Below are 24937 nucleotides of genomic sequence, written 5' to 3' on the forward strand. Positions count from 1 at the left end.
TCTTCTTCTCATCGACAAACTGGAGAACCCCATGACCACCGACATCGTCATCGTCGCCGCCGCCCGCACCGCTGTGGGCAAGTTCGGCGGCACGCTCGCCAAGACCCCGGCACCGGAACTCGGCGCCGCCGTCGTGGCCGACCTGCTGCGCCGCGCCAACCTGTCGGGTGACCAGATCAACGAGCTGATCTTCGGCCAGGTGCTGACCGCCGGTTCGGGCCAGAACCCGGCCCGCCAGACGGTCGTGAAGAGCGGCCTGCCACAAGGCGTGCCGGCGCTGACGATCAACGCCGTGTGCGGCTCGGGCCTGAAGGCCGTGATGCTCGCGGCACAGGCCATTCGTGACGGTGACTCCGAGATCATCATCGCCGGCGGGCAAGAAAGCATGAGCATGTCGCCGCACGTGCTGCCGGGTTCGCGCGACGGCACGCGCATGGGCGACTGGAAGATGGTCGACACCATGATCGTCGACGGCCTGTTCGACGTCTACAACAAGTACCACATGGGCATCACCGCGGAGAACGTGGCCAAGAAGTACGACATCTCGCGCGAGAAGCAAGACGCGCTCGCGCTCGGCTCGCAGCAGAAGGCCGCGGCCGCGCAAGAGGCCGGCAAGTTCAAGGACGAGATCGTTCCTTTCAGCATCGCGCAGAAGAAGGGCGACCCGATCGTCTTCGCCAGCGACGAGTTCATCAACCGCAAGACCAGCGCCGAAGGCCTGGCCGGGCTGCGCCCGGCCTTCGACAAGGCGGGCAGCGTGACGGCCGGCAACGCCTCGGGCCTGAACGACGGCGCCGCCGGCGTGGTGGTGATGACCGCGAAGAAAGCGCAGCAACTGGGCCTCACGCCGCTGGCACGCATCGCCAGCTACGCCACCGTGGCGCTCGACCCGAGCATCATGGGCATGGGCCCGGTGCCCGCTTCACAGAAGGCGCTGCAACGCGCCGGCTGGAAAGCACAAGACCTAGACCTGCTGGAAATCAACGAAGCCTTCGCGGCGCAGGCCTGCGCCGTGAACAACGAAATGGGCTGGGACACCAGCAAGGTCAACGTCAACGGTGGCGCCATCGCCATCGGTCACCCGATTGGTGCATCTGGCTGCCGCATCTTGGTGACATTGCTGCACGAAATGCAGCGCCGAAACGCCAAGAAAGGCATCGCCTCGCTGTGCATCGGTGGTGGCATGGGCGTTGCACTGACGGTCGAGCGCTGAGCGCTTCGGCGAAACCTCAGCCGTTCACCCCAAGCCCTGCGCGCTCGTCGTGCGGGCCAGCCGCCTGCAGCGTCGAGCTCGGGCGGCTGTTCGTTTTTGCATCAACAGGGAAAAGAAGTGAATAAAAAAATCGCGTACGTCACCGGCGGCATGGGTGGCATCGGAACGACCATGTGCCAGCGCCTGCACAAGGACGGCTTCACCGTGATTGCAGGTTGTGGCCCGAGCCGTGACCACGCCAAGTGGCTGGGTGAGCAGGCGGCGCTGGGTTTCACGTTCTTCGCCTCGGTGGGCAACGTGGGTGACTGGGACTCGACCGTCGCCGCCTTCCAGAAAGTCAAGGCCGAACACGGCCCGATCGACGTGCTCGTGAACAACGCCGGCATCACCCGCGACGGCATGTTCCGCAAGATGAGCCGCGCCGACTGGGACGCCGTGATCGAGACCAACCTCACGAGCCTGTTCAACGTGACCAAGCAGGTCATCGACGACATGGTCGACCGCGGCTGGGGCCGCATCATCAACATCAGCTCGGTGAACGGCGAGAAAGGCCAGTTCGGCCAGACCAACTACTCGGCCGCCAAGGCCGGCATGCACGGCTTCACGATGGCGCTGGCGCAAGAAGTGGCGAACAAGGGCGTGACGGTGAACACCGTGAGCCCGGGCTACATCGCGACCGACATGGTCAAGGCGATCCGGCAAGACGTGCTCGACAAGATCATCGCCGGCATCCCGGTCAAGCGCCTGGGCACGCCCGACGACATCGCGTCGATGGTGGCGTGGGTCGCGTCAGATGAGTCAGGCTTCGCTACGGGCGCCGACTTCTCGGTCAACGGTGGTCTGCATATGGGGTGAGCCCGGACGAAGGACAGTCCTGAGGACTGTTCTTCGCCTGGCGAACGACGTTTCGCCTGCAAGCGAAACGGCTGGGATGAGGTGGCACGCCTAGAACAATTTGCCCACGTTCAACAGCGTCAACACCCCCAGCAGCCCGAAGATGCCCGCCGCGATGGCGTGCACCAGGCGCATCGGCACTTTCCTGGCCAGCTTGTCCCCGACGAACACCGCCGGCACGTCGGCGATCATCATGCCGAGCGTGGTGCCGGCCACGACGGCCACCAGGTCTTCATAGCGCGCGGCCAGCGCGACTGTGGCGATCTGCGTCTTGTCGCCCATCTCGGCCAGAAAGAACGCGATCAGCGTGGTGCCGAAAGCGCCGAAGCGCGAAGGTTTCGCCGCTTCGTCGTCGATCTTGTCGGGCACCAGCATCCACGCGGCCATCGCGATGAACGAGATGCCGATCACCCAGCGCAGCACGTCGGGGCCGAGTGCTCGCGCCACCCAGGCACCGAGCAGGCCGGCGGTCGCGTGGTTGGCCAGCGTCGCGACGAGGATGCCGAGAATGATCGGGGCGGGCTTGCGGAACTTGATCGCCAGCAGCATCGCCAGCAACTGTGTCTTGTCGCCCATTTCGCCGAGCGCCACGACGCCGGTCGAGATAAGAAAGGCTTCCAATGAAATCTCCAGGACCGGGGGAAGACGGATGACCGCGCCGACCTCCCGGTCGGTCCGAGGTCTGCGCGGTCAAAGGTCTTGCCAGGCTGGATGCTGCTCGCGCCATGGCCGTGAGGGCCAAGTGTGTTGACGCGAGCCCCTGCGCTTGGGCGCAGGGCGGCTACTCCCCAATGACGGGTTCGGTGCGAATTCTACTCGGCGCTCAAGGCAGAAGCGGCGGCCGCCTGCAAGCTGGCGTCGCTGCCGTCCCAGGCGAGCATCAGCGGCTGCGCCGAGACACCGATGAAGTTGCGTTTCATCGATTGGTGGTAGGTCGGGTCATAGTGGCTCAGGAGCAGATCGCGAACAACCTCGGGGGTGCGCCCGGCGCGCGCCGCTTCCTGCCAGGCGTTCACCAGTTCGTGGCCGCGCGTGGGGCGCAAGGCGTCGAGCCGACCGCAGAACGCCGGCGTGTCCTTGACGAAGAAGTCGTACTCCTCGATCAACAACGCCACCCGCGCCTCCAGGGGCAGTTCGAGCCGAATGCACGGCGCCTCGCGCATGCGCTCGACCAGCGCGAGCGGCACGCGCAGATCACCGACCTTCTTGCTCTCGCTCTCGACGAACACAGGCCGCGCCGGGTCGAAGCCGCGCATCGCGTCCCAGACCCGCGATTCGAACTGTTTCTGCCCCGGCTGCACGCTGCCCGGCACCAGCCCGAGCACCGAACCGCGGTGGTTGGCCAGCGCTTCGAGGTCGAGCACCTGCGCGCCCTGCGCGCGCAGCACCTGCAACAGCCGGCTCTTGCCCGAACCGGTGGTGCCGCAGACCACGCGGTACTGGAACTTTGCCGGCAGCTCGTCCAGCGCTGCGATCACGGCGCGCCGGTATTCGCGGTAGCCACCTTCGAGCACGTGCACACGAAAGCCGATCTGGTCGAGCACGATGGCGAGCGAACCGCTGCGCGTGCCGCCGCGCCAGCAGTAGACGAGCGGCTTCCAGTCTTTCGGCAGGCCCATCACTTCGCGTTCGATGTGCGCGGCGATGTTGCGTGCCACCAGCGCGGCGCCCCGTTTCTTCGCGGTAAAGGGCGAGACCTGCGCGTACTCGGTGCCGATGACGATGCGCTCGGCATCGTTCAGAACCGGCCAGTTCATTGCACCGGGCAGATGGTCGAACGCGAACTCGCTTTCAGAGCGCGCGTCGACCACCGCATTGAACTGCTCAAGCCGGGCGAGTGCCTCGGCGGCGGTGATCTTCTGCAGCATCGGGGAGGCCGTGCGTCAGGCCACGGCGTCGAGCAATTCGGTCTCGATCTGCAACTGCATCTTGTTCTGCTGCAAGGCCGGCCCGTCGATCAGGAAGGTGTCTTCGACACGTTCGCCCAGCGTCGTGATCTTGGCCAGCTGCAGGTTGATGTGGTGGTGCGCGAGCACGCGCGCAATCGAGAACAGCAAGCCCGAGCGGTCGCTCGCCGACACGCCCAGCAGCCAGTGCTGCGCGCGCTCATCGGGCCGCAGCGTGACGCGTGGCGTGATCGGGAACGACTTCACGCGCCGCGAGATGCGGCCACGGCTCGGCTCGGGCAAAGGCCCCGCGGCAGAGAGCGCCAGCGTGAGCTGGGTTTCCACATACGAGATCAGGTCGCGGTAGTTGTGCTCGAACTGCGGGCTATTGACCTGGAAGGTGTCGAGTGCATAACCGCTGCCGGTGGTGTGCACCTTGGCGTCGAGGATGTTGAAGCCGGCGCTGTCGAAGTAACCGCAGATGCGCGCGAACAGGTCGGCCTGGTCGGGCGCGTAGACCAGCACCTGCAGGCCCTCGCCCAGCGGCGACAGGCGCGCGCGCACGATGGGGGAAGTGGTGGCGACGAAGGCGTGCAGCGAGCGGGTGTGCCAGGCGATGTCACCCGCGTCGTGGCGCGCGAAGTAGCTGAGCGCCAGCGTGTTCCACAACGCCTGCTCAGTGCCCGTGGGCAAGAGCAGCAGGTTCAGTGCCTGGCGGGCTTCGAGCTTGCGCGCTTCGACCTCGGCGTCCATGTTCGGCCGCGCGCCCCCGAGCGCGCGCAGTGTGAAGCGGTACAGGTCTTCGAGCAGCTTGCCCTTCCACGCGTTCCAGACCTTCGGGCTGGTGCCGCGGATGTCGGCGACCGTGAGCAGGTACAGCGCCGTCAGGTAACGCTCGTTGCCCACGCGTTTGGCGAAAGCCTCGATCACGTCGGGTTCCGACAGGTCTTCTTTTTGCGCGATGCGCGACATGGTCAGGTGCGCTTCGACCAGGAACTCGATGAGCTTCGAGTCTTCGCGCTCGATGCCGTGGTCGCGGCAGAAGCGCCTTGCTTCCTTGCCGCCGAGCTCGGAGTGGTCGCCACCGCGCCCCTTGGCCACGTCGTGGAACAGCGCGGCCACGTAGAGCACCCAGGGTTTGTCGAAGGTCGACGCCAGCTGCGAGCAGAAGGCGTACTCGTGCGCGTGCTCGGGTATGAAGAAGCGCCGCACGTTGCGCAGCACCATGATGATGTGCTGGTCGACCGTGTAGACGTGGAACAGGTCGTGCTGCATCTGCCCGACGATGCGCCGGAACACCCACAGGTAACGCCCCAGCACGCTGGTCTGGTTCATCAGCCGGAAAGCGTGGGTCTGACCCTCGGGTTCCTGCAGGATCTTCATGAAGGTCGCGCGGTTCACCGGGTCGTGGCGAAACGCCGAGTCCATCAGGTCGCGCGCGTTGTAGAGCGCACGCAGCGTGCGGGCCGACAGGCCCTTGGGCCCCACGCTTTGCTGGTAGACGAGAAAGGTCTCGAGAATGGCGTGCGGGTCGCGCTGGTACAGGTCGTCGCTCACCACTTCGAGCATGCCGCCGCGGTCGAGAAACTTGTCGTTGATGGGGCGCATGGGCGCGTCCTGCGAGCCTTCGACACGCTCCTCGATGTTGAGCATCAGGATCTGGTTCAGCTGCGTCACCGCCTTGGCTGCCCAGTAGTAGCGCCGCATCAGCACTTCGGAAGCGCGCTGGCCGCGCGTCGACTGGTAACCGAAGCTGTCGGCCACGGCGGTCTGCAGGTCGAACACGAGCCGGTCTTCTCGCCGCCCGGCGATCAGGTGCAGGCGCGCGCGAATCAGCTTGAGCAAACCTTCGTTGCGGTTGAGCTGCTTCACCTCGAACGGGGTGATCAGGCCTTTGGCGGCGAGCGCGCTCCAGTTCTTGCCCAGGCCCGCAGCGCGCGCCACCCAGATCACCACCTGCAGGTCACGCAGGCCGCCCGGGCTTTCCTTGCAGTTGGGTTCGAGCGAATAAGGCGTGTCTTCGAACTTGCGGTGGCGTTGCACCATCTCGAGCGTCTTGGCGCGCAGGAAGGCCTTCGGGTCCATCGCGTGCGAGTTGGCGTGCCGGAAGCTGTTGAACACCCGCCGCGAACCGCACAGGTAGCGCGATTCGAGCAGCGCCGTCTGCACCGTCACGTCGCTTTCGGCCAGTGCCACGCATTCGGCCACCGTGCGCACGCTCGAGCCGATTTCCAGGCCGATGTCCCAGCAGGCGGTGATGAAGGCTTCGATCGACGTCTTCAGCGCCTCGCCGCCACCAGCGTGCGCGGGCGGCAACAGCACCAGCACGTCGACGTCGGAATGCGGGAACAACTCGCCGCGGCCATAACCGCCGACCGCCAGCAGCGCAGCGCCCGAGGGCATGGCCGCGTGCTCCCACAGCGTCAGCAGCGTCTGGTCGACGTGTTTGCTCAGCGCACGGATCAGCCGAAGCGCCGCCGGTGCCGTGGGCCGCGATTCACGAAAATGTTCGAGCAGGTTCGCCTTGCCCTCGCGGAACAGCGTCCGCAGCTCGCCCATGCTGGGCGGCGCCGGCTTCGGCGCTGACAGAACGGCGGCCATGGCGGGACGGCTTCAGGCGGTCTGCGGCGTGCGGGTCTCGGCCAGCACGAAGGCCGGCGGCGGCGGGCTGCCGGCCGAGAGTGTCATCACCTCGTAGCCGGTGTCGGTGACGAGCACCGTGTGTTCCCATTGCGCCGAGAGCGAGCGGTCTTTGGTGACGATGGTCCAGCCATCGCCCATTTCGCGGATGTCGCGGCGGCCGGCGTTGATCATCGGCTCGATCGTGAACATCATTCCCGGCACCAGTTCTTCGAGCGTGCCCGGGCGGCCGTAGTGCAGCACCTGCGGCTCTTCATGGAACTTCTGGCCGATGCCGTGGCCGCAGAACTCGCGCACGACCGAGAAGCCGGCGTTCTCGGCGAAGGTCTGGATCGTGTGGCCGATGTCGCCCAGGCGCACGCCGGGCTTGACCTTGACGATGCCTTTCCACATGGCTTCATACGTGATCTGGCACAGGCGCTTGGCCGCGATCGAGCCTTCGCCCACCACGAACATGCGGCTGGTGTCGCCGTGCCAGCCGTCCTTGATGACGGTGACGTCGATGTTGACGATGTCGCCGTTCTTCAGCGGCCGGTCGTTCGGGATGCCGTGGCACACCTGATGGTTGATCGAGGTGCAGATCGATTTCGGGTAAGGCGTGTAACCCGCCGGTGCGTAGTTCAGCGGCGCCGGAATGCCCTGCTGCACCTTCACGATGTGATCGTGCGCGATGCGGTCGAGCTCGTCGGTGGAGACGCCGGGCTTCACATGCGGCGTGAGCAGGTCCAGCACTTCAGAGGCGAGGCGGCCGGCGACGCGCATGGCTTCAACGTCTGCGGCGGTTTTGATCGTGATCGTCATAGCCGGCCATTATCTCACCCAGCCCGTAAAATCGCGGGTTTCCACCCGGGGCGACCCCAAGCGCGCCCCGGCCATGCCCCCACCGCCCGAGCCCGCCGCGTGACTTCCACCCCCAAGCACCTGACCCACTTCGAGGGCGGCAATGCGCTGTCCGGCTTTCGCGCGCAGGCGCTGTTGCCGCGTTTGCAGGCCGTCAGCCCGCGCATCACCGGCGTGGCGGCGCGCTTCGTGCACTGGGTCTGCAGCGATGCGCCACTCACCCGCGGCGACACCGACAAGCTCGACGCGCTGCTGCGCTACGGCGACCCGTATTCAGGCGCCACCGACGGCACGCTGATCGTCGTGGCGCCGCGCCTGGGCACGGTGTCGCCGTGGGCCTCGAAGGCGAGCGACATCGCGCACAACTGCGGCCTGGCGATCCGGCGCGTCGAGCGTGTCACCGAATACCGGCTGGCGGTGAAGAGCGGCCTGCTCGGCGGCACGAAGGCCCTGACGGCCGATGAGCTCGCCGCGGCCGCCGCATTGCTGCACGACCGCATGACCGAGAGCGTGCTGCCGGCGCGCGAGCACGCGGCCCACCTGTTCGACGAACAACCCGGCAAGCCCATGGAACACGTCGACGTGCTGGGCTCGGGCCGCGACGCCCTGGTGCGCGCGAACACCGACTTCGGCCTGGCCCTTTCGCCCGACGAGATCGACTACCTCGTCGATGCCTTCACCACACTCCAGCGCAACCCGACCGACGTCGAGCTGATGATGTTCGCGCAGGCCAACAGCGAACACTGCCGCCACAAGATCTTCAACGCGCAGTTCGTGATCGACGGCGTGCCGCAGGAGCGCTCGATGTTCCAGATGATCCGGCACACCGAAGCTTTGTCGCCGCAGCACACCGTGGTCGCCTACAGCGACAACGCCTCGGTGATGGAAGGTGGCACGATCGAACGCTGGTTGCCGCAGGGTTACACCAACGCGCCGGTGTACGCGGCGCGCACCGAACCGGTCCACGTGTTGATGAAGGTGGAAACGCACAACCACCCGACGGCGATCTCGCCGTTCCCCGGCGCGTCGACCGGCGCCGGTGGCGAGATTCGCGATGAAGGCGCGACCGGCCGCGGCTCCAAACCGAAAGCCGGCATCACCGGCTTCAGCGTCTCGAACCTCTATCTGCCCGGTACCAGTGAGCCCTGGGAACAAACGCCCTACGGCAAGCCCGAGCACATCGCCAGCCCGCTGCAGATCATGATCGACGGCCCGCTCGGCGGGGCGGCCTTCAACAACGAGTTCGGCCGGCCCAACCTCGGCGGCTACTTCCGCGTGTACGAGCAGACCGTGGGCGATGGCCGTGACGCGATTCGCCGCGGTTACCACAAGCCCATCATGATCGCCGGCGGCCTGGGCTCGATCGCCGCGTCGCAGACGAAGAAGATCCAGTTCAAGCCCGGCACCTTGCTGGTCCAGCTCGGCGGCCCCGGCATGCGCATCGGCATGGGAGGTGGCGCCGCGAGCTCGATGGCTTCGGGCGCGAATGCGGCCGAGCTCGACTTCGACTCGGTGCAGCGTGGCAACCCCGAGATCGAACGCCGCGCGCAAGAGGTCATCAACCACTGCTGGGCGCTGGGCGACAGCAACCCGATCCTCGCGATCCACGACGTCGGCGCAGGGGGCATCTCGAACGCCTTCCCCGAACTGGTCGACGGCGCCGGCATGGGCGCACGCTTCGACCTGCGCGCCGTGCCGCTCGAAGAGAGCGGCCTGGCACCGAAGGAAGTCTGGTGCAACGAGAGCCAGGAACGTTACGTGATGGCGGTGTCGCCCGAGGCCTTGCCGATCTTCCGCGCGATGTGCGAGCGCGAGCGCTGCCCGTTCGCGGTGGTCGGTGTCACCACGGCCGAGAAAGAACTCGTGCTCGAAGACGGCCCCGGCGGCGAGCGCTCGATCGCGATGCCGATGGATGTGCTGCTCGGCAAGCCGCCGAAGATGCAGCGTGACGTGCAGCGTGTGGCGCGCGCGAACGCCGACCTCGACTTGACCGATGTGCAGCTCGAGAAGGTCGCGTTCGACGTGTTGCGCCACCCGACGGTCGCGAGCAAGCGCTTCCTGATCACGATCGGCGACCGCACGGTCGGTGGCCTGAACAGCCGCGACCAGATGGTCGGCCCGTGGCAGGTGCCGGTGGCCGATTGCGCCGTCACACTCGGCGACTTTTCCGGCTTTCGCGGTGAAGCGATGAGCCTGGGCGAGCGCACGCCGCTGGCCGCGCTCGACGCGCCGGCCTCGGGCCGCATGGCCGTCGGCGAGGCGATCACCAACCTGTTGGCCGCGCCTTTCGAGTTGTCGCGCGTGAAGCTCAGCTGCAACTGGATGGCGGCCTGCGGCGAGCCGGGCGAAGACGCGGCGCTCTACGACACGGTCGCCGCGGTCGGCATGGAACTGTGCCCCGCACTCGGCATCAGCGTGCCGGTCGGCAAGGATTCGCTGTCGATGCGCACGCGCTGGTCTGAGGCCGGCGCGTCGAAGCAGGTCACGTCGCCCGTCAGCCTGATCGTCACCGCGTTCGCCACACTCGCCGATGTGCGCGCCACGCTCACGCCGCAGCTGCAGCCGGGCGATACCACGCTGATCCTGATCGACCTCGGCAACGGCAAGAACCGCATGGCCGGTTCGATGCTCGCGCAGGTCTTGAACCAGTTCGGCAGCACTGTGCCCGACCTCGATGAGCCGGCGCAGCTGAAAGCGCTGGTCGACGCCGTGAACCACCTGCGCGAGCAAGGCCGGCTGCTCGCGTACCACGACCGCAGCGACGGCGGGCTGTGGGCCGCGGCCTGCGAAATGGCTTTCGCCGGGCACCTGGGCCTGAGCCTCAACGTCGACATGCTCGTCACCGAAGGCGACGGCATCAGCGACAGCCGTGCCGAGCACGGTGACTCGAAGAACTGGGCCACGCAGGTCAGCGCGCGCCGCCAGGAGCTGACGCTGCGCGCGCTGTTCAACGAAGAACTCGGCGCTGTGATCCAGGTGCCGACCGCCGTGCGCAACGAGGTGATGCAGACGCTGCGCGACTTCGGCCTCAGCAAGCACAGCCACTTCATCGGCAAGACCAACGAGCGTGGCACGGTCGAGGTCTGGCGTGATGCGAAGAGCGTGTTCAGCGCACCCTTGCGCGAGCTTCACCAGGCCTGGGACGACACCAGCTGGCGCATCGCGAAGCTGCGCGACAACCCGGCCTGCGCCGACGCCGAGCACGAGGCCGCCGGCCGCGCCGACGACCCGGGCCTGCACGTGCAGCTGAGCTTCGACGCCACTGTCGACGTGGCTGCACCGTTCGTCCACGCCGCGCGGCCCAAGCTGGCGATCCTGCGAGAGCAGGGCGTCAACAGCCACCTCGAGATGAGCTACGCGATGGCGAAGGCCGGCTTCGACACCTTCGACGTGCACATGAGCGACCTGCAATCGGGCCGCGCGCGGCTCGACCAGTTCAAGGGTTTCATCGCGTGCGGCGGCTTCAGCTACGGCGACACCCTGGGCGCAGGCGAAGGCTGGGCCCGCTCGGTGATGTTCAACCTGGTGCTGGCCGAGCAGTTCGCGGAGTTCTTCAACCGCGACGACACCTTCGCGCTGGGCGTGTGCAACGGCTGCCAGATGATGGCGGCCCTCGCGCCGATCATTCCCGGCGCGCAGGCCTGGCCGAAGTTCACGCGCAACAAGAGCGAGCAGTTCGAAGCGCGCCTGAGCCTCGTGGAAGTGCTCGACAGCCCGTCGATCTTCTTCAGCGGCATGGCGGGCAGCCGCCTGCCCGTGGCAGTGGCGCACGGCGAAGGTTTTGCCGACTTCTCGCAGCGTGGCGATGCGAATGCGGTGAAGCGCGCGATGCGCTTCGTCGACCACACCGGCGCCGCGACCGAGGCCTACCCGTACAACCCGAACGGCAGCCCCGACGGCCTGACGGCCGTGACCACCGCCGACGGCCGCTTCACGGTGTTGATGCCGCACGCCGAGCGGGTGTTCCGCAACGTGCAGATGAGCTGGACTTCCGGCGATCGCAGCGCGGCCAGCCCGTGGATGCGCATGTTCGGCAACGCGCGGCGCTGGGTCGCCTGAGCAAGGAGAACAAGATGGCCACGAACGACAGGTCTGCAGCTTCGTGGCCGTGGACGCCCGCCGACCCGGCCGAGTGGCTGCGCAGCTGGTCGGAGGCCATGCGTTCGGTGCCGCTGCCGGTGCCGCAGTCTCTGGGCCAGGCCATCAACCCGGGCTGGAACTTCGGGCCGACCTTCACGCTCAACAGCGGCAATTCGAGTGCGCCGCAGACCGAGGTCGAGGTGCTGCAGCGCCACAGTTACGGCCGCCAGCTCGGGCGCATCTCCGAAGCGCTCGAACTGCTGATCGCGGAGCGCGCGCGCACGGCGCCGAAAGACAAACGCTTCGAAGACTTTCTGAAGATGAAAGCCGAGATCGACGCGGTCAAGCTCGACGCTGCAGCGGCGCGCGTTGACGGCCTGCGTGCCGATCTGGCGGCCTTGAAGAAGAGCCGGCCCGCCGAGTACACGAAGCTGAAAGACGCACTGCGCAAGGCGCTCGACGCCTGACTAGGGCGCGGCCTTCGCCGCCTCGGCCATGCGGCGCAACGTGAGCGAGGTCTGCTCGTCGGCCGGAAAGAAGGTCTCCAGCGCCAGCTCCGAGAGTGTCACTTCCATCGGCGTGCCGAACACCGTCATCGTGCTGATCAGCGAGAGCCGGCCCATCGGGGTGTCGAGCAACAGCGGCACCACGATCGAGTTGGCGGCGATCGGTGCGTGCGCTTCGTCGCGCGGCGGGGCCGGGTAGGCGGCCAGCTCGGCGAGCAGCGCGGCCAGCGTCGCGTCGGCACTGACCGTGACTTGGTGCTGCACCCGTTCCAGCAGGTGCTCGCGCCACTGCGCGAGGTTGACGATGAACGGCGCCAGGCCTTGCGGATGCAGGCTCACTCGCAGCACGTTGACCGGTGGCACGAGCAGTTCCGCAGCGATGCCCAGGGAGAAGAAGGGCACGGCCGCGGCGTTGTGCGAGACCAGGTTCCAGTGCCGGTCGACCGCGAGTGCCGGGTAGGGCTCGTGTGCTTTCAGGATCTGATCGACCGCTTCGCGCGCGGCGCGCAAGGCCGGGTCGTCGAGGCCGTGTTCTGCGTACATCGGCGCGAAGCCGGCGGCCGTGAGCAACACGTTGCGCTCGCGCAGTGGCACCTCGAGCCGGTTGGCCAGGCGCAGCACCATCTCGCGGCTCGGCATCGCGCGGCCGGTTTCGACGAAGCTCAGGTGGCGCGTCGAGACCTCGGCATCGACCGCCAGGTCGAGCTGGCTCAGGCGTCGCCGCTGGCGCCAGCCGCGCAGCTGGGTTCCGAAGGTGAGCGAGGCGGAAGGGTTCATGCGCCGCACGATAGCGCAGCGCCTCGCGGCATTCCATGACGTGCCGGGTAATGGCTTCGCAGCCCGGCCGCGCGGAGCATCTCGCCACGCCGCAGATCGCGGTGAATGCAAACCAAGGAGCCTGCCATGTCGAACCTGATCCAACCCTCCGTCTTTCTGCGCCGCGCGCTCGTGGCCGACGCGCTCGTCAGCGCTGCCGTGGGCGCCGTGATGGCGCTCGGTGCGAATGCCCTGCAGGGCGTGCTGAACATTCCGTCGGCGCTGTTGATGCCCGCCGGGCTCGCCATGTTCCCGTACGCCGCCTACCTGCTGTGGCTCGCCACCCGCCCGGCGGTGCCACGCGCCGCGGTCTGGGTGCCGATCGTCCTGAACGTGTTGTGGGCGCTCGAGTGCGTGCTGTTCGCCGTCAACGCCACCCCACCGCCCACGCTGCTCGGCGAGGCTTTCATCGCCATGCAGGTGATCGCGGTGCTCGTTTTCGCCGAACTCGAGTTCATCGGCCTGCGGCGGGCGTGCGCTATCGTCGCTGCGTGACTGCACCGACCCGTGACCCCGCGCCCCGCCACCAGCGCTTCGACCGCCTCGACGCGCTGCGTGCCGTGGCCATCGTGTGGATGGCCATCTTTCACTTCTGCTTCGACCTGAACCACTACAAGTTCATCACGCAGAGTTTTCAGACCGACCCGTTCTGGACCGGCCAGCGCACCTGCATCGTCAGCCTGTTCCTGTTCTGCGCCGGCTTTGGCCAGGCCATCGCCATGGAACAAGGCCAGGGCTGGCCGCGCTTCTGGCGCCGTTGGGTGCAGGTGGCGGGCTGCGCGCTGCTGGTGAGCTTCGGGTCGTGGCTGATGTTCGGCAACCGCTTCATCAGCTTCGGCGTGTTGCACGGCATCGCCGTGATGCTGATCGTGCTGCGCCTCACAGGCGGTGCGGGGCGCTGGTTGTGGCCGCTGGGGCTGATCGCGCTCGCGCTGCCACGCTTGCTGCAGCACCCGTGGTTCGATTCACGCTGGACCAACTGGCTCGGCCTGGTCACGCACAAGCCGCTGACCGAAGACTTCGTGCCGGTCCTGCCCTGGCTCGGCGTGGTGTGGTGGGGCTTCGCCGCCGGGCAATGGGTGCTCGCGCATCGCCGCCATTGGGTCACGGGTGCGCTGCCTGCGGTGTTGCAGCCGCTCGCCTTGCTCGGCCGCTGGAGCCTGAGCTTCTACATGCTGCACCAGCCGGTGTTCATCGGGCTGTTGATGCTTGTGATCGCCCTGCGCTGAGCACAGAATCAGCTCGCTGCAGCAAGCGGGGGAGCCGCACACCGGGCACCGGTGTCAATCGGCTGTCACACGCGAGCGCTAGCGTCCAGCTGTTCTTCAGTCGAAGACAGCGGCCCACCCAAGGAGACAAGACCATGACACCACGCGCAGCGATGCGATCGCTTTTCCGTTCCAGCCTGCTGGGCGCTTGCCTGACGCTGGCCCTGGCACCCGCCGCCCAAGCCCACGACAACGAGCGCGGCAGCCGCGCCGACTTCAAGACGCCGCTCGTCATCGGCCACCGCGGCGGCGGCAGCGGCTACCTGCCCGAGCACACGCTCGAAGCCTATGCGCTCGGCATCGAGCTCGGTGCCGACTTCGTCGAGCCTGACCTCGTGGCCACGAAAGACGGGCACCTGATCGCCCGCCACGAACCCAACCTGATCGCCACCACCAACGTGTCTTCGCTGCCGCAGTTCGCGGCCCGCAAGCGCACCGTGATGCTCGACGGCGCTTTGACCGAAGGATTCTTCGCGCAAGACTTCACCCTCGCCGAGATCAAGACGCTCGGGGCCATCCAGCCCGCGGGCGACCGTGACCAGTCGTTCAACGGCAAGTTCAAGATCCCGACCTTCGCCGAGATCATTGACTTCGTGAAGGACAAGTCGCGCGAGAAGGGCCGCACGATCGGCATCTACCCTGAAACCAAACACCCGACCTACCACCAGTCGATCGGCCTGCCGCTCGAAGACCGCATGCTGGCCGTGCTCACGCGCGCCGGCTGGAACCACCGCCACGCGCCGGTCTTCATCCAGTCGTTCGAGACCGCGAACTTGCGCTACCTGCGCACGAAGACGCAGCTGCCGTTGATCCAGCTCGTCGATGCCGACGACGTGAACCCTGACGGTTCCCTCGCCTTCAACAAGCCCTACGACAAGCCTTACGACTGGGTCGTCTCCGGCCGCCCGGGCCTGTTCAGCGACCTGCTCACGCCGACCGGCCTGGCCGAGGTGAAGACCTACGCCGACGGCATCGGCCCGTGGAAGTTCTACCTCATCAGCTCGGCCTGCAAGCTGGTCAACGGCGCCTGCGCCGACGTGAACGGCGACGGCAAGGTCGACAACGCCGACCGCACGCTGCTGCCGCCGACCCAGGTGCTGGCCAATGCGCACAAGGCCGGGCTGCTGGTGCACCCGTACACCTTCCGCAACGAGCCTAAGCAGCTGGCCTCGAACTACGCCGGGAACCCCATCAACGAGTTCCTGGCCTTCTACGAGCTCGGTGTCGACGGCCTGTTCACCGACTTCGCCGACACGGCCGTGGCCGCGCGCGTGATGTATCTGCTGAAGAAAGACCCGAACTACGCGCGTTGCCTGGTCGACGACCGCTGCGGTCACCGCCGCTAGGGCTTCAAGCTGCCGCGCGCAAGCGCAGCGCGGCAGCGTCGATCTGCGCTTTCAGTTCGGCATAACTGCGTGTCACCGGGAACTGCGGAAACTGCTTCGTGATGGCTTCCGGCGGGTGGATGAAGAAGCCCGCGTGCGCGGCACCGAGCATGCCGGTGTCGTTGTACGAATCGCCCGCCGCGATCACCTGGAAGTTCAACGCACGCAGCGCGTTGACCGCATGGCGCTTCTGGTCGGGCTGGCGCAGCACATGGCGGCGCACGAAACCGGCGTTGTCGATTTCGAGCTTGTGGCACATCAGCGTCGGCCAGGCCAGTTGCTGCATCAGCGGCTGCGCGAATTCGTAGAACGTGTCCGACAGGATGATCACCTGGTAGCGGCTGCGCAGGTCGTCGAGGAAAGCGCGTGCGCCTTCCATCGGGCCCATGCCGGCAATCACGTTCTGGATGTCGGCGAGCTTCAGCTTGTGCTGTGCGAGCAGGCCGATGCGAAAGTTCATCAGCTTGTCGTAGTCGGGCTCGTCGCGCGTGGTGCGCGCGAGTTCGGGAATGCCGCTGCGCTTGGAGAACTCGATCCAGATCTCGGGCACGAGCACGCCTTCGAGATCGAGGCAGATCATTTGCATGGTGGCGGTCTCCGCAAGGCGCGTGGATGAAGGCGGCGCGCATCGTACCCGACGGCGCATGCGCCCCGGGGCTCAGCCCACGGGCGGACGGGGCAGCGTGTGCACGCGCTCGGGTCGCACGCCGATGCCGACCAGGCGCGCCGGCAGCCGGCGAAGCATCGGCAGGCGCTGCAGCAGGCGCAGTGGCAAGGGCAGGGTGGCCGGGGCCGGCGCGCCCGAGAGCACGGGCGCCAGCAGTTCGTTCTGCACGGCGATCTGCGCCTGCTGCGTCACACGGGCGGGCCACTCTCGGCGTTTCTGCACCGCGGCGAGGTCGTCGACCGTCAAGCGCCGCTCGCGCAGTGCGTCGGCCAGCAGGTTGGATGCTGCCACCGCGTCCTGGATCGCGAGGTTGATGCCCACGCCGCCGACCGGCGACATGGCATGCGCCGCGTCGCCGATGCACAGCAGCCCGCTGCGGTACCAGCGTGGCATGCGGCTGATCTGCACGCTGAGCAGTTTCACGTCGTCCCAGCCTGCCAGGGCCGGCAGCGCCGCACCGAGGAACGGGGCGACGGCGGCCACGCGTGCGCGGAAGGCTTCGATGCCTTCGGCCCGCAGCGCCGGCAGCGTGCCTTTCGGAATGACATAGGCGCACTGCCAATACTCATCGCGGTTCAGCGTGACCAGCATCGCGCCGGGCCGGATGTACCCGCCGGTCTGCGAACGGTCGTGCAGACGGTCGCGCGCCAGGCGGAACCACAGCACGTCGATCGGCGCGCCGAGGTCGTCGCTGGCCAGGCCGCCGCTGCCACGCAGCGTGGTGTGGCGGCCGTCGGCGGCCACCACCAGGTCGGCATGCACCGTGAAGCCGCCTTCGGCTGTCTGCACGTTCACACCGACGACGGCAGCGGCTTCTTCGATCACGCCGGTCGCCTTCGCCCCCATGCGCAGCGAAAAGTTCGGCAGCAAGCGCGCCTGGTCGGCGATGAAGTCGAGAAAATCCCACTGAGGGATCAGCACCATGAACGGCCGTGGCGCGGCGATGTGCGCAAAGTCGGCCAGCGTGACGCTCTGGCCGTAGACATCGCCGACGAGTTCGCGCACCTCCTGGTGCGGCAGTTCCAGAAAGGCCTCGAGCAGGCCCAGGTCGTCGAGCACCGTGAGCGTGGAAGGGTGGATCGTGTCGCCCCGAAAGTCGCGCAGGAAGTCGGCGTGTTTTTCCAGCACGACCACCCCGACGCCGGCCCGCGCCAGCAGGTAACCCAACAGCAGCCCGGCCGGGCCGCCGCCGGCGATGCAGCACTGGGTGCGCAGCGGGGTGTCCATGAGCGCATGGTACTTCGCCGTAACATCGGCGCAATGAGCAAACAAATCCTGTTCGGGTTCCACGCGGTGACGGTGCGCCTGAAGTCGGCGCCGAAGTCGGTGATCGAGATCCACGTCGAAACCACCCGCCGCGACCAGCGCATGCGCCAGTTCGTCGAGCGTGCCCGCGACGCCGGCGCCAAGCTGATCGACAGCGACGACGAACGCCTGCAAAAGCTTTGCGGCTCGCCCCGCCACCAGGGCGTGGTGGCGCGCGTGGAAGCCATGGCGATCAGCCACTCGCTCGACGACACGCTCGACGCGGTGCAAGGCCCGGTGCTGCTGCTGGTGCTCGACGGCATCACCGACCCGCACAACCTGGGCGCCTGCCTGCGTGTGGCCGACGGGGCCGGTGCGCATGCGGTGATCGCGCCCAAGGACCACGCGGTCGGCATCAACGCCACCGTCGCCAAGGTGGCGAGCGGTGCGGCCGACACGGTGCCGTATTTCATGGTCACGAACCTGGCGCGCACGCTGAACGAATTGAAGGAACGCGACATCCGCGTCATCGGCACGTCCGACGACGCGCAGCAGTCCTTGTACGACCTCGACCTGACCGGCCCGGTGGCGCTCGTGCTCGGTGCCGAAGGCAGCGGCATGCGCCAGCTCACCGGCAAGACCTGCGACGAACTCGTGCGCCTGCCGATGGCGGGCGCGGTCGAGAGCCTGAACGTGTCGGTCGCGAGCGGCGTGTGCCTGTACGAGGCCGTTCGCCAACGAATCCAATCTGCAGCTTGAACCACGGGAGCCCCACATGCCGGTGATCGACGTCAAACATCCGCTTGTCAAACACAAGGTCGGGCTGCTGCGCGAAGACGACATCTCGACGAAAAAATTCCGCGAGCTGACGAACGAACTGGCGCGCTTGCTGGCGTACGAAGCCACCGCCGATTTCCCCCTCGAGAAGACCACCGTGCAGTGCTGGAGCGGCCCGGCCGACGTGGAGCAGATCAGCGGCAAGAAGGTCACGGTGGTGCCGATCCTGCGCGCCGGCCTGGGCATGCTCGATGGCGTGCTCGACATGATCCCGAGTGCCAAGGTCAGCGTCGTGGGCTTGAGCCGCAACCACGAAACGCTGCAGCCCGAAAACTACTTCGAGAAGTTCGTGGGCAAGCTCGACGAACGCACCGCCATCATCATCGACCCGATGCTCGCGACCGCCGGTTCGATGATCGCGACCGTGAGCCTGCTCAAGGCGCGCGGCTGCAAGGACATTCGCGCCCTCGTGCTCGTGGCCGCGCCCGAAGGCGTGAAAGCGCTCGATGCCGCGCACCCCGACGTGCGCTGCTGGACCGCTGCCATCGACAGCCACCTCAACGACGTGGGCTACATCATTCCGGGGCTGGGCGACGCGGGCGACAAGATCTTCGGCACGAAGTGACCCTGCTTGCACCAGGGCGGCGGCCCGATGCATCTCTTCACCAAAATTAACCCGATCTGTCTTGCCGGCGACACAGTGCGCTTCTAGGCTTGGCGCATGAAAGATTTCCTGATGCCGCCGCGCTTTCGCAGCGCCGCTTCCGCCCGGCCCGCGCCGGCGCGGCCTGTGCCGGTGCTGCAGCGCCCGTTCCGCCTGTGGATGACCGGCAGCCTTGCCGTCGTGATGGCCGCGCTGGTGCCGATGCGTGACCTGCCCGACAGCGAGCGCGGCAACCTGCTGCGCGTGCTGCGCCACAGCCGCTTCGGTGTGAACGAGACCGTGTTGCGCATCGAGGACGCGGCCCGCCAGCACGGCCTGTCGGTGCTGGCCCGCATGGACGGCTCGCGCCCGGTGATCGTGCTCGCGTCGTCGGTGGGTGGCACCCTGGTGGTGATGGACGGCGCCACCTCGGCCCTCGACGTGCCGCTGAGTGTGATGGTGCGTGCCGGCGTGGCCGGCGGCGCCGACGTGCTGGTCGCGTCGGGCGCGCCGCTGGGCAGCGACCGCTGGAGCGAACTGCCGGCCGCGGTGGCCAGTGACCTCGCCGCGCTGCCGGCGGTGGTGGACCAGGCGCTGGGCTGATCGGTCGCTACACCCAGCCGAGCACACCGGCCAGCGCGCCCAGCGCCACCAGCCACATCGGGCTGAGCCTGGTGCGCAGCATCACGAACACCGTGATGGCGATCAGCCCGAGCGCGCCCCAGCGGTGGCTGGCGTCGCGCAGGTAAGGCTCGGCGAGCACCCAGCCGGTGGCGAGCAGCAGGCCGAGCGTCAGCGGCGTGAGGCCGGTGGTGAACGAGCGAACGCCGCGGGTTTCGCGGCGCTGCGCGCCCCAGCGCGTGGCCCACAGCGACAGCACGGTCGACGGCAACAGGATGCCGGCCATCGTGGCGAAGGCGCCGATGGGCCCGGCCACGTTCCAGCCGAGCACGGCCACGAACAGCACGTTCGGCCCCGGCGCGGCCTGCGCGATCGCGATCGACGAGGTGAACTGCGCGTCGCTGATCCAGTGGTGCTCGGCCACGATGTAGCGGTGCATGTCGGGCACGGTGGTGATGGCGCCGCCCACGGCCAGCAGGCTCAGCACCAGAAAGTGCGTGAACAGGCCGAACAGGTCGGCAGCGCTCAGGCCGGCGCTCATTCGCGCAACCGGTGCCAGGCCACGGCCATGGCCAGCGAACCGAGGCCAACGATGACCCAGACGAGCGGCCAGCGCAGCCAGGCCGTGGCGGCGAAGGTGAGTGCGGCGAAGCCCAGGCTGAGCGGCAGCCCCATCGCGTTGCGCTTCAGGGTGGCGAGCAGCTTCAGCCCGGTCGAGAGCACGAGGCCTGCGGCCACCGCGCCCATGCCACGCAAGGCACCGCTCACCATCGGCCACTGCGCGAATTCGGCGTACAGCGCGGTCAGTGCGAGCACGATCACCAGCGGCGCGAGCAGCATGCCGCCGAGCGCAGCCAACGCGCCACGAACGCCGAAACAGCGGTCGCCGAACATCAGCGCCAGGTTCACGACGTTCGGCCCGGGCAGCACCTGGCTGATCGCGAGCATCTCGACGAACTGCTCCTTGTCGAGCCAGCGCAGGCGTTCGACCAGTTCGCGCTGGGCCACCGGCAGCACGCCACCGAAGCCTTGCAAGGCGAGGCGGTTGAACGCGAAGAACAGTTCGCGCAGTGAGCCGGGCTGGTTCTGGGCGGGTGCGCCCATTCTGTCGCTCATGCGGTCAGCCGGGTCGCGCGCCGGCCGGCCCACAGGCTGAGCGAGATCGCCGCGGCCAGCCACACGAGGCCGACCCAATTCAAGGGCGCGAAGCCGAAGTGGGCGATCAGCCAGCCGCCGCTCGACGCGCCCATCGCCTGCCCGAGGTAGATGGCCGAGGTGTTGAGCGCCATCAGCGCCGGCGCCAGCGCGGGGGCGGTCATGCCCAGGCGGGCTTGCTGCGTCGAGTTCGACGAGAAGCAACCCAGCGCCCACGGCACCAGGATCAACGAGACGCTGATGATGCTGGTGCCCAGCGGCCAGAGCAGGAGCGACACCGCCATCAGCGCCAGCGAGACCCCGACCGCACGGTTCGGCCCCACGCGGTCGATCACGCGCGTGAGCACCACGTTGCCGACGAATGCAAACGCGCCGAACCACATCAGCAGGAACGTGATCTGCTCGGTGCTCGAGCCCAGCGTCTGCTTGAAGTACGGCGTGAAGTACGAAAACAGCGTGAACTGCCCCGCGCCCGAGAGCGCGGTGACGAGCACGATGGCCATCAGCGCCGGGCTCGTGAACACGTCTTTCCAGGCCTTCAGCGACAGTGCGGCAGGGCGAACGCCGTCGGGCAGCACCGTGTACACCCAGGCCGCGGCCAGCGCGGCGAGCGCGGCGATGCCGAAGAACGCGGTGCGCCAGCCGAAGGTTTCACCGACCCAGGCCGACAGCGGCATGCCCAGCACCGACGCCACCGACCAGCCAAGGAAGATGAAGGTGATGGCACGGCCGCGCTCTTGCGGTGCGGCCAGGAAGCCGATCGCGGCAGCGGCCTGCGGCGTGAACACGGCGGCCGCCAGCATCGTGATCGCACGCACCGGCCACAGCGTGGCGTAGTCGGGCATGCAGGCGCTCAGGGCGTGGCCGGCGGCGAACCAGAGCAGCGAGAGCGTGAGCAGCCGGCGCCGGTCGAAGCCGGCGACCCAGCCGGCCATCAGCGGCGCACCCAGTGCCATCGTGGCCGCGGCGACGGCGATCAGTTGCCCGGCGAGCGACACCGAGACCTGCAGCGAACGGGCCAGGTCGTTGAGCGTGCCCGCCACGACCATCACGCCGCAGCCGATCACGAAGTTGCCGAACATCAGGCTCCAGCGCGCGCTCGGCACCAGACGGGGCGCCGCGGGGGCGATGGCAGGCGACACGCCGCTCATCAGCGCAAAACGCGCAGCGCTTCGGGGTTGACGATGTTCGTCGGGTTGCCACCGATGAAGTTCACGACGTTCTCGAAGGCCGCGCTGAAGTACATCTCGTAGCTGTCTTGTTCGACGTAGCCGATGTGCGGCGTGCACACCGCGTTCTCAAGCCGCAGCAGCGGGTGGCCTTGCAGGATGGGTTCGCTCTCGAACACGTCGACCGCCGCCATGCCGGGGCGGCCGCGGTTCAGCGCCGAGACCAGCGCGCCTTCTTCGATCAACTCGGCGCGCGAGGTGTTGACGAGCAGCGCCGTCGGCTTCATGCGCGAAAGCGCGTCGAGCTTGACGATGCCGCGGGTGCTGTCGTGCAGGCGCAGGTGCAGCGTGAGCACGTCGCAGGCTTCGAAGAACTCTTCGCAGCTCGCCGCGGCACCCAGGCCGTCGTGCTCGGCGCGGGAGCGGGCGGCTTCGCTGCCCCACACGATCACGTTCATGCCGAAAGCCTTGCCGTAGCCTGCGATCAGCTGGCCGATCTTGCCGTAGCCCCAGATGCCCAGCGTGCGGCCGCGCAGCACCGTGCCCAGCCCGAAGTTCGGCGGCATCGAGCCGGCCTTCAGACCCGACTGCTGCCAGGCGCCGTGCTTGAGGTTGCCGATGTACTGCGGCAGCCGCCGCATCGCCGCCATGATCAGCGCCCAGGTCAGCTCGGCGGCGGCCACCGGCGAGCCCACGCCTTCGGCCACGGCGATGCCCAGGCGGGTGCAGGCCTCCACATCGACGTGGGCGCCGACCTTGCCCGTCTGCGAGATCAGCTTGAGCTTGGGCAGTTTCTCGAGCAAGGCGCGCGGGAACTGCGTGCGCTCGCGGATCAGCACCAGCACTTCCACGTCGCGCAGCCGCACCGACAACTGGCCGATGCCCTTGACAGTGTTGGTGAAGACCTTGGCGTTGAGCTGCTCCAGCAGGCTGGCGCACTTGAGTTTGCGCACCGCGTCCTGGTAGTCGTCGAGGATGATGATGTTCACGAAGGTCGCAGCTGTTTTGGTGCTTCGGCACCGATTGTGCACGCCTGCGCGAAGGCCTGTAGCATGCCCCGTTCCCCTTCAACGACGAGAGACAACATGTCCATCACCATGCATTCGGCCAGCGTGCCGGTGTTCGTTCGCATGCTCACCAACCTGGGCCAGTGGCTCGACAAAGCCGAGGCCCATGCGGCGGCCAAGAAGTTCGAGACCAGCGTGTTCCTGGCCGCGCGCCTGGCGCCCGACATGCTGCCCTTCACGAGCCAGATCCAGATCGCCTGCGACGGCGCCAAGCTGGCCGTGGCCCGCCTCAGCGGCGTTGACGCACCGAAGTTCGAAGACAACGAAACCAGCTTCGCCGAGCTGCGCGAGCGGGTGAGCAAGACGCTCGACTACATCCGGTCGGTGCCTGCAGCCAAGATCGACGGTACCGACGACAAGGACGTGACCGTGCCGCGCCGTGCCGGCCCGATCACGCTGAAGGGCGAGGTCTACCTGAAGCACTTCGTGCTGCCGAACTTCTACTTCCACCTGACCACCACCTACGCGCTGTTGCGCCACAACGGCGTCGAGCTCGGCAAGAGCGACTTTTTGGGCGCACTTCAGCAGTGAACCTGGCGGTGCACGACCTGCCGCTGTTCCTCACGGCGGCGCTGCTCGTCAACCTGACACCCGGGCCCGACATGCTGTTCGTGGCCGGCAGCAGCGCCGTGCACGGCCGGCGTGCCGGCGTGCTGGCGGCGTTCGGGGTCGGAGCCGGTTGCCTCCTGCACGTGGCGCTCGCGGCCGTGGGCCTGTCGGCCCTGCTGGCGGCATCGGCCACGGCCTTCACGCTGGTCAAGTGGGTCGGTGCGGCTTACCTGGTGTGGGTTGGCATCAACATGCTCCGGACCGCGGGGCGTGCCGCGGCCCCGGTGGGCGCTGAATCGGCGTGCGCTGCACCGGCGCCGAACGCGTCGCGTGTGTTCTGGCAAGGCGCGTGGACGAACGCGCTGAACCCCAAGGTGGCGCTGTTCTTCCTGGCCTTTCTGCCGCAGTTCATCGTACCGGGCGCGCCGCAACAGGCGCTGTCGTTCCTGGCGCTGGGTCTGGCGTTCACGGTCGGTGGTGTGGCGGTGAACGTCGCCGTGGCGCTGCTGACCCACCGCGTGCGCCAAGGCTTGTCGGGCCGCTCCGGCAGTGCCCGCTTCGGCGTGTGGCTGCAGCGCGTGGCCGGTGCCCTGTTCGTCGGCCTCGGGCTGAAGCTCGCGTTCAGCGCGCGCTAGCGATGGCGGGCCGCCTCAGCGGCCGCCGAGTGCCCCGAAGCCCGAGCGCGGCGAGCGGGTCGGAAAGTGCCGGTTCAGTTGCGACAAGCGGTGGTCGGCTTCGGCCTGGTCGTGGTGGCACGAGACCAGGTTGAACACGTCGAGCCGCAGGTGCCACAGGTCGTGCATCGAGCCGGCGGCGTAGATCTGGGCGATGGCGTCATCGGCGGCGTGGCCGGGGATGTCGTCGAGGGCCTGGATGAACTCGGCGCGAACGTTGGTGAGCCGGGCGTCGGCGCGTGCCGGTGAGCGCGCAGTGGGAGCGTCAGCCGGCAAGCGTGTGTCGGGGATGCCAGTCAGCCACTCGCGCCACTGGCCTGTGCGCAGCGGGTGGCGACGCTTCGGCGGGCAGACCCGGCTGTGCACCCACACGGTGGGTTCTGGCGCGGCGTGCAGAAAGCGCTTCAGGGCCAAAGAGAACATCGACGATCCTCGCGCCCGCCGACGCGGCGGGCATGAGTGTCATTGTTCGCGGGCCGGAAAAAGCCGAAAGCCGGAAAAAAGGCACGGACCAGCGCCAGTTCACCAGCACATCAGACCTGCCCGAACAGCGCCTTGCGTTGTGCCGTGTAGTGCCACCAGGGCGCGGCGGGTGCGCCGCCCATGAAGTCGGTGGCGGCCATGAAGGTGTCGAGCACGCAGGGGTCGTGGCGCTGGCCGGTGGCGGCGCACAGCTTCTGGTAGAGCACGAACGCGTCTTTGCCGCGCAGTTCTTTCGGGTGCTGGATGCCGATCAGCCGCAGGTCGGCCGCGAGCGAGGGGCCGATGTTGGGCAACTGCTCAAGTGCCTTGCACTCGGCGGCGCTGGCGGCCTTGGGCGACTTGATCGTGGCCCCCATGGC

Annotated in this window: 25 protein-coding genes and 1 riboswitch; of the genes, 12 read left to right on the forward strand and 13 right to left on the reverse strand. The window is 67.7% G+C overall.

The genetic code is table 11. The features are described 5' to 3' along the window. Positions 1-31: 31 nt before the first annotated feature. Entirely contained in the window at positions 32-1213 is a 1182-nt protein-coding gene (locus tag AC30PD_RS11865) for an acetyl-CoA C-acetyltransferase (RefSeq protein WP_489535861.1), read from the forward strand. Between the two features lie 117 nt (positions 1214-1330). Next, positions 1331-2068 carry an acetoacetyl-CoA reductase gene (gene phbB / locus AC30PD_RS11870; RefSeq protein WP_489535862.1) on the forward strand — a complete coding sequence of 246 codons (738 nt, stop codon included), beginning with the start codon at positions 1331-1333 and terminating at the stop codon, positions 2066-2068. 90 nt (positions 2069-2158) lie between these two features. Here phbB and AC30PD_RS11875 read toward each other — a convergent pair whose 3' ends face one another. From AC30PD_RS11875 to map, 4 genes are all read right to left on the reverse strand, one after another. Further along, positions 2159-2728 carry a TMEM165/GDT1 family protein gene (locus AC30PD_RS11875; RefSeq protein WP_489535863.1) on the reverse strand — a complete coding sequence of 190 codons (570 nt, stop codon included), beginning with the start codon at positions 2726-2728 and terminating at the stop codon, positions 2159-2161. 2 nt (positions 2729-2730) lie between these two features. Beyond that, a riboswitch (yybP-ykoY riboswitch) is annotated at positions 2731-2909 on the reverse strand. 10 nt (positions 2910-2919) lie between these two features. After that, the gene (mnmH, locus tag AC30PD_RS11880) at positions 2920-3975 is read right to left on the reverse strand and encodes a tRNA 2-selenouridine(34) synthase MnmH (protein WP_489535864.1); all 1056 of its coding nucleotides are present in this window, start codon (positions 3973-3975) and stop codon (positions 2920-2922) included. A 15-nt stretch (positions 3976-3990) separates the two neighbouring features. After that, entirely contained in the window at positions 3991-6594 is a 2604-nt protein-coding gene (locus AC30PD_RS11885) for a [protein-PII] uridylyltransferase (RefSeq protein ID WP_489535865.1), read from the reverse strand. A gap of 12 nt (positions 6595-6606) precedes the next feature. Then, the gene (gene map / locus AC30PD_RS11890; RefSeq protein WP_489535866.1) at positions 6607-7434 is read right to left on the reverse strand and encodes a type I methionyl aminopeptidase; all 828 of its coding nucleotides are present in this window, start codon (positions 7432-7434) and stop codon (positions 6607-6609) included. A gap of 99 nt (positions 7435-7533) precedes the next feature. Here map and purL point away from each other — a divergent pair, with 99 nt between their 5' ends. Further along, on the forward strand, positions 7534-11532 hold the full coding sequence (purL, locus tag AC30PD_RS11895) for a phosphoribosylformylglycinamidine synthase (RefSeq protein WP_489535867.1): 3999 nt from the start codon (positions 7534-7536) through the stop codon (positions 11530-11532). Between the two features lie 14 nt (positions 11533-11546). Then, complete coding sequence (locus AC30PD_RS11900; RefSeq protein ID WP_489535868.1) at positions 11547-12020, forward strand: hypothetical protein; 474 nt, start codon at positions 11547-11549, stop codon at positions 12018-12020. On the opposite strand, the gene AC30PD_RS11905 is transcribed toward AC30PD_RS11900, so the two are convergent. Beyond that, positions 12021-12836: a helix-turn-helix domain-containing protein gene (locus tag AC30PD_RS11905; RefSeq protein WP_489535869.1), complete on the reverse strand. Its 816-nt coding sequence runs from the start codon at positions 12834-12836 to the stop codon at positions 12021-12023. A 126-nt stretch (positions 12837-12962) separates the two neighbouring features. Between AC30PD_RS11905 and AC30PD_RS11910 the strand changes: the two genes are divergently transcribed. The 3 genes from AC30PD_RS11910 to AC30PD_RS11920 all read left to right on the forward strand — a co-directional run bounded on the left by AC30PD_RS11910 (position 12963) and on the right by AC30PD_RS11920 (position 15489). Further along, positions 12963-13370, forward strand: coding sequence for a hypothetical protein (locus tag AC30PD_RS11910; protein ID WP_489535870.1), 408 nt, complete (start codon positions 12963-12965; stop codon positions 13368-13370). Then, positions 13367-14104 carry an acetyltransferase domain-containing protein gene (locus tag AC30PD_RS11915; RefSeq protein ID WP_489535871.1) on the forward strand — a complete coding sequence of 246 codons (738 nt, stop codon included), beginning with the start codon at positions 13367-13369 and terminating at the stop codon, positions 14102-14104. Before AC30PD_RS11910 ends, AC30PD_RS11915 begins: the two co-directional genes overlap by 4 nt. 134 nt (positions 14105-14238) lie before the next feature. Then, a complete protein-coding gene (locus tag AC30PD_RS11920; protein WP_489535872.1) occupies positions 14239-15489 on the forward strand; it encodes a glycerophosphodiester phosphodiesterase in 1251 nt (416 codons plus the stop codon). Between the two features lie 4 nt (positions 15490-15493). Here AC30PD_RS11920 and thrH read toward each other — a convergent pair whose 3' ends face one another. Continuing rightward, positions 15494-16114 carry a bifunctional phosphoserine phosphatase/homoserine phosphotransferase ThrH gene (thrH, locus tag AC30PD_RS11925; RefSeq protein WP_489535873.1) on the reverse strand — a complete coding sequence of 207 codons (621 nt, stop codon included), beginning with the start codon at positions 16112-16114 and terminating at the stop codon, positions 15494-15496. A 72-nt stretch (positions 16115-16186) separates the two neighbouring features. Continuing rightward, positions 16187-17422, reverse strand: a complete 1236-nt coding sequence (locus tag AC30PD_RS11930) for an FAD-dependent oxidoreductase (RefSeq protein WP_489535874.1) — start codon at positions 17420-17422, stop codon at positions 16187-16189. A 33-nt stretch (positions 17423-17455) separates the two neighbouring features. On the opposite strand from AC30PD_RS11930, the gene rlmB reads away from it, so the two are divergent. The 3 genes from rlmB (at position 17456) to AC30PD_RS11945 (ending at position 19463) form a co-directional block, all read left to right on the forward strand. Next, positions 17456-18199 (forward strand): 23S rRNA (guanosine(2251)-2'-O)-methyltransferase RlmB, encoded by a 744-nt coding sequence (gene rlmB, locus AC30PD_RS11935; RefSeq protein WP_489535875.1) that lies wholly within the window; start codon positions 17456-17458, stop codon positions 18197-18199. Between the two features lie 16 nt (positions 18200-18215). After that, a complete protein-coding gene (gene upp, locus AC30PD_RS11940) occupies positions 18216-18842 on the forward strand; it encodes a uracil phosphoribosyltransferase (protein ID WP_489535876.1) in 627 nt (208 codons plus the stop codon). Between the two features lie 96 nt (positions 18843-18938). Beyond that, positions 18939-19463: a hypothetical protein gene (locus AC30PD_RS11945; protein ID WP_489535877.1), complete on the forward strand. Its 525-nt coding sequence runs from the start codon at positions 18939-18941 to the stop codon at positions 19461-19463. Between the two features lie 7 nt (positions 19464-19470). Here AC30PD_RS11945 and AC30PD_RS11950 read toward each other — a convergent pair whose 3' ends face one another. Genes AC30PD_RS11950 through AC30PD_RS11965 form a run of 4 tightly spaced genes read right to left on the reverse strand, consistent with a single transcriptional unit; the run spans position 19471 to position 22794 of the window. After that, on the reverse strand, positions 19471-20022 hold the full coding sequence (locus AC30PD_RS11950; protein ID WP_489535878.1) for a chromate transporter: 552 nt from the start codon (positions 20020-20022) through the stop codon (positions 19471-19473). After that, entirely contained in the window at positions 20019-20597 is a 579-nt protein-coding gene (locus tag AC30PD_RS11955) for a chromate transporter (RefSeq protein WP_489535879.1), read from the reverse strand. Before AC30PD_RS11955 ends, AC30PD_RS11950 begins: the two co-directional genes overlap by 4 nt. After that, a complete protein-coding gene (locus AC30PD_RS11960; RefSeq protein WP_489535880.1) occupies positions 20594-21787 on the reverse strand; it encodes an MFS transporter in 1194 nt (397 codons plus the stop codon). Before AC30PD_RS11960 ends, AC30PD_RS11955 begins: the two co-directional genes overlap by 4 nt. Beyond that, on the reverse strand, positions 21787-22794 hold the full coding sequence (locus AC30PD_RS11965; RefSeq protein WP_489535881.1) for a D-2-hydroxyacid dehydrogenase family protein: 1008 nt from the start codon (positions 22792-22794) through the stop codon (positions 21787-21789). The genes AC30PD_RS11960 and AC30PD_RS11965 overlap by 1 nt, the downstream gene beginning before the upstream one ends. Positions 22795-22890: 96 nt before the next feature. On the opposite strand from AC30PD_RS11965, the gene AC30PD_RS11970 reads away from it, so the two are divergent. Both AC30PD_RS11970 and AC30PD_RS11975 read left to right on the forward strand, forming a co-directional pair. Next, entirely contained in the window at positions 22891-23403 is a 513-nt protein-coding gene (locus AC30PD_RS11970) for a DUF1993 domain-containing protein (RefSeq protein ID WP_489535882.1), read from the forward strand. Next, positions 23400-24056, forward strand: a complete 657-nt coding sequence (locus AC30PD_RS11975; RefSeq protein ID WP_489535883.1) for a LysE family translocator — start codon at positions 23400-23402, stop codon at positions 24054-24056. Before AC30PD_RS11970 ends, AC30PD_RS11975 begins: the two co-directional genes overlap by 4 nt. Before the next feature lie 15 nt (positions 24057-24071). Here AC30PD_RS11975 and AC30PD_RS11980 read toward each other — a convergent pair whose 3' ends face one another. Together AC30PD_RS11980 and AC30PD_RS11985 are read right to left on the reverse strand one after the other, a co-directional pair. Next, complete coding sequence (locus AC30PD_RS11980) at positions 24072-24518, reverse strand: hypothetical protein (RefSeq protein ID WP_489535884.1); 447 nt, start codon at positions 24516-24518, stop codon at positions 24072-24074. A gap of 110 nt (positions 24519-24628) precedes the next feature. Next, positions 24629-24934 (reverse strand): helix-hairpin-helix domain-containing protein, encoded by a 306-nt coding sequence (locus tag AC30PD_RS11985; RefSeq protein ID WP_489535885.1) that lies wholly within the window; start codon positions 24932-24934, stop codon positions 24629-24631. Positions 24935-24937 lie beyond the last annotated feature (3 nt).

Source organism: Rhizobacter sp. (genome assembly GCF_032229685.1).
GTDB lineage: Bacteria > Pseudomonadota > Gammaproteobacteria > Burkholderiales > Burkholderiaceae_C > LMDS01.

Coding starts and splice junctions, on each gene's coding strand:
- AC30PD_RS11865 (WP_489535861.1), top strand. CDS start 32: ATGACCACCGACATCGTCATCGTCGCCGCCGCCCGCACCGCTGTGGGC.
- mnmH (WP_489535864.1), bottom strand. CDS start 3,975: ATGCTGCAGAAGATCACCGCCGCCGAGGCACTCGCCCGGCTTGAGCAG.
- AC30PD_RS11885 (WP_489535865.1), bottom strand. CDS start 6,594: ATGGCCGCCGTTCTGTCAGCGCCGAAGCCGGCGCCGCCCAGCATGGGC.
- map (WP_489535866.1), bottom strand. CDS start 7,434: ATGACGATCACGATCAAAACCGCCGCAGACGTTGAAGCCATGCGCGTC.
- AC30PD_RS11900 (WP_489535868.1), top strand. CDS start 11,547: ATGGCCACGAACGACAGGTCTGCAGCTTCGTGGCCGTGGACGCCCGCC.
- AC30PD_RS11905 (WP_489535869.1), bottom strand. CDS start 12,836: ATGAACCCTTCCGCCTCGCTCACCTTCGGAACCCAGCTGCGCGGCTGG.
- AC30PD_RS11910 (WP_489535870.1), top strand. CDS start 12,963: ATGTCGAACCTGATCCAACCCTCCGTCTTTCTGCGCCGCGCGCTCGTG.
- AC30PD_RS11920 (WP_489535872.1), top strand. CDS start 14,239: ATGACACCACGCGCAGCGATGCGATCGCTTTTCCGTTCCAGCCTGCTG.
- thrH (WP_489535873.1), bottom strand. CDS start 16,114: ATGCAAATGATCTGCCTCGATCTCGAAGGCGTGCTCGTGCCCGAGATC.
- AC30PD_RS11930 (WP_489535874.1), bottom strand. CDS start 17,422: ATGGACACCCCGCTGCGCACCCAGTGCTGCATCGCCGGCGGCGGCCCG.
- rlmB (WP_489535875.1), top strand. CDS start 17,456: ATGAGCAAACAAATCCTGTTCGGGTTCCACGCGGTGACGGTGCGCCTG.
- upp (WP_489535876.1), top strand. CDS start 18,216: ATGCCGGTGATCGACGTCAAACATCCGCTTGTCAAACACAAGGTCGGG.
- AC30PD_RS11945 (WP_489535877.1), top strand. CDS start 18,939: ATGAAAGATTTCCTGATGCCGCCGCGCTTTCGCAGCGCCGCTTCCGCC.
- AC30PD_RS11950 (WP_489535878.1), bottom strand. CDS start 20,022: ATGAGCGCCGGCCTGAGCGCTGCCGACCTGTTCGGCCTGTTCACGCAC.
- AC30PD_RS11955 (WP_489535879.1), bottom strand. CDS start 20,597: ATGAGCGACAGAATGGGCGCACCCGCCCAGAACCAGCCCGGCTCACTG.
- AC30PD_RS11960 (WP_489535880.1), bottom strand. CDS start 21,787: ATGAGCGGCGTGTCGCCTGCCATCGCCCCCGCGGCGCCCCGTCTGGTG.
- AC30PD_RS11970 (WP_489535882.1), top strand. CDS start 22,891: ATGTCCATCACCATGCATTCGGCCAGCGTGCCGGTGTTCGTTCGCATG.
- AC30PD_RS11980 (WP_489535884.1), bottom strand. CDS start 24,518: ATGTTCTCTTTGGCCCTGAAGCGCTTTCTGCACGCCGCGCCAGAACCC.
- AC30PD_RS11985 (WP_489535885.1), bottom strand. CDS start 24,934: ATGGGGGCCACGATCAAGTCGCCCAAGGCCGCCAGCGCCGCCGAGTGC.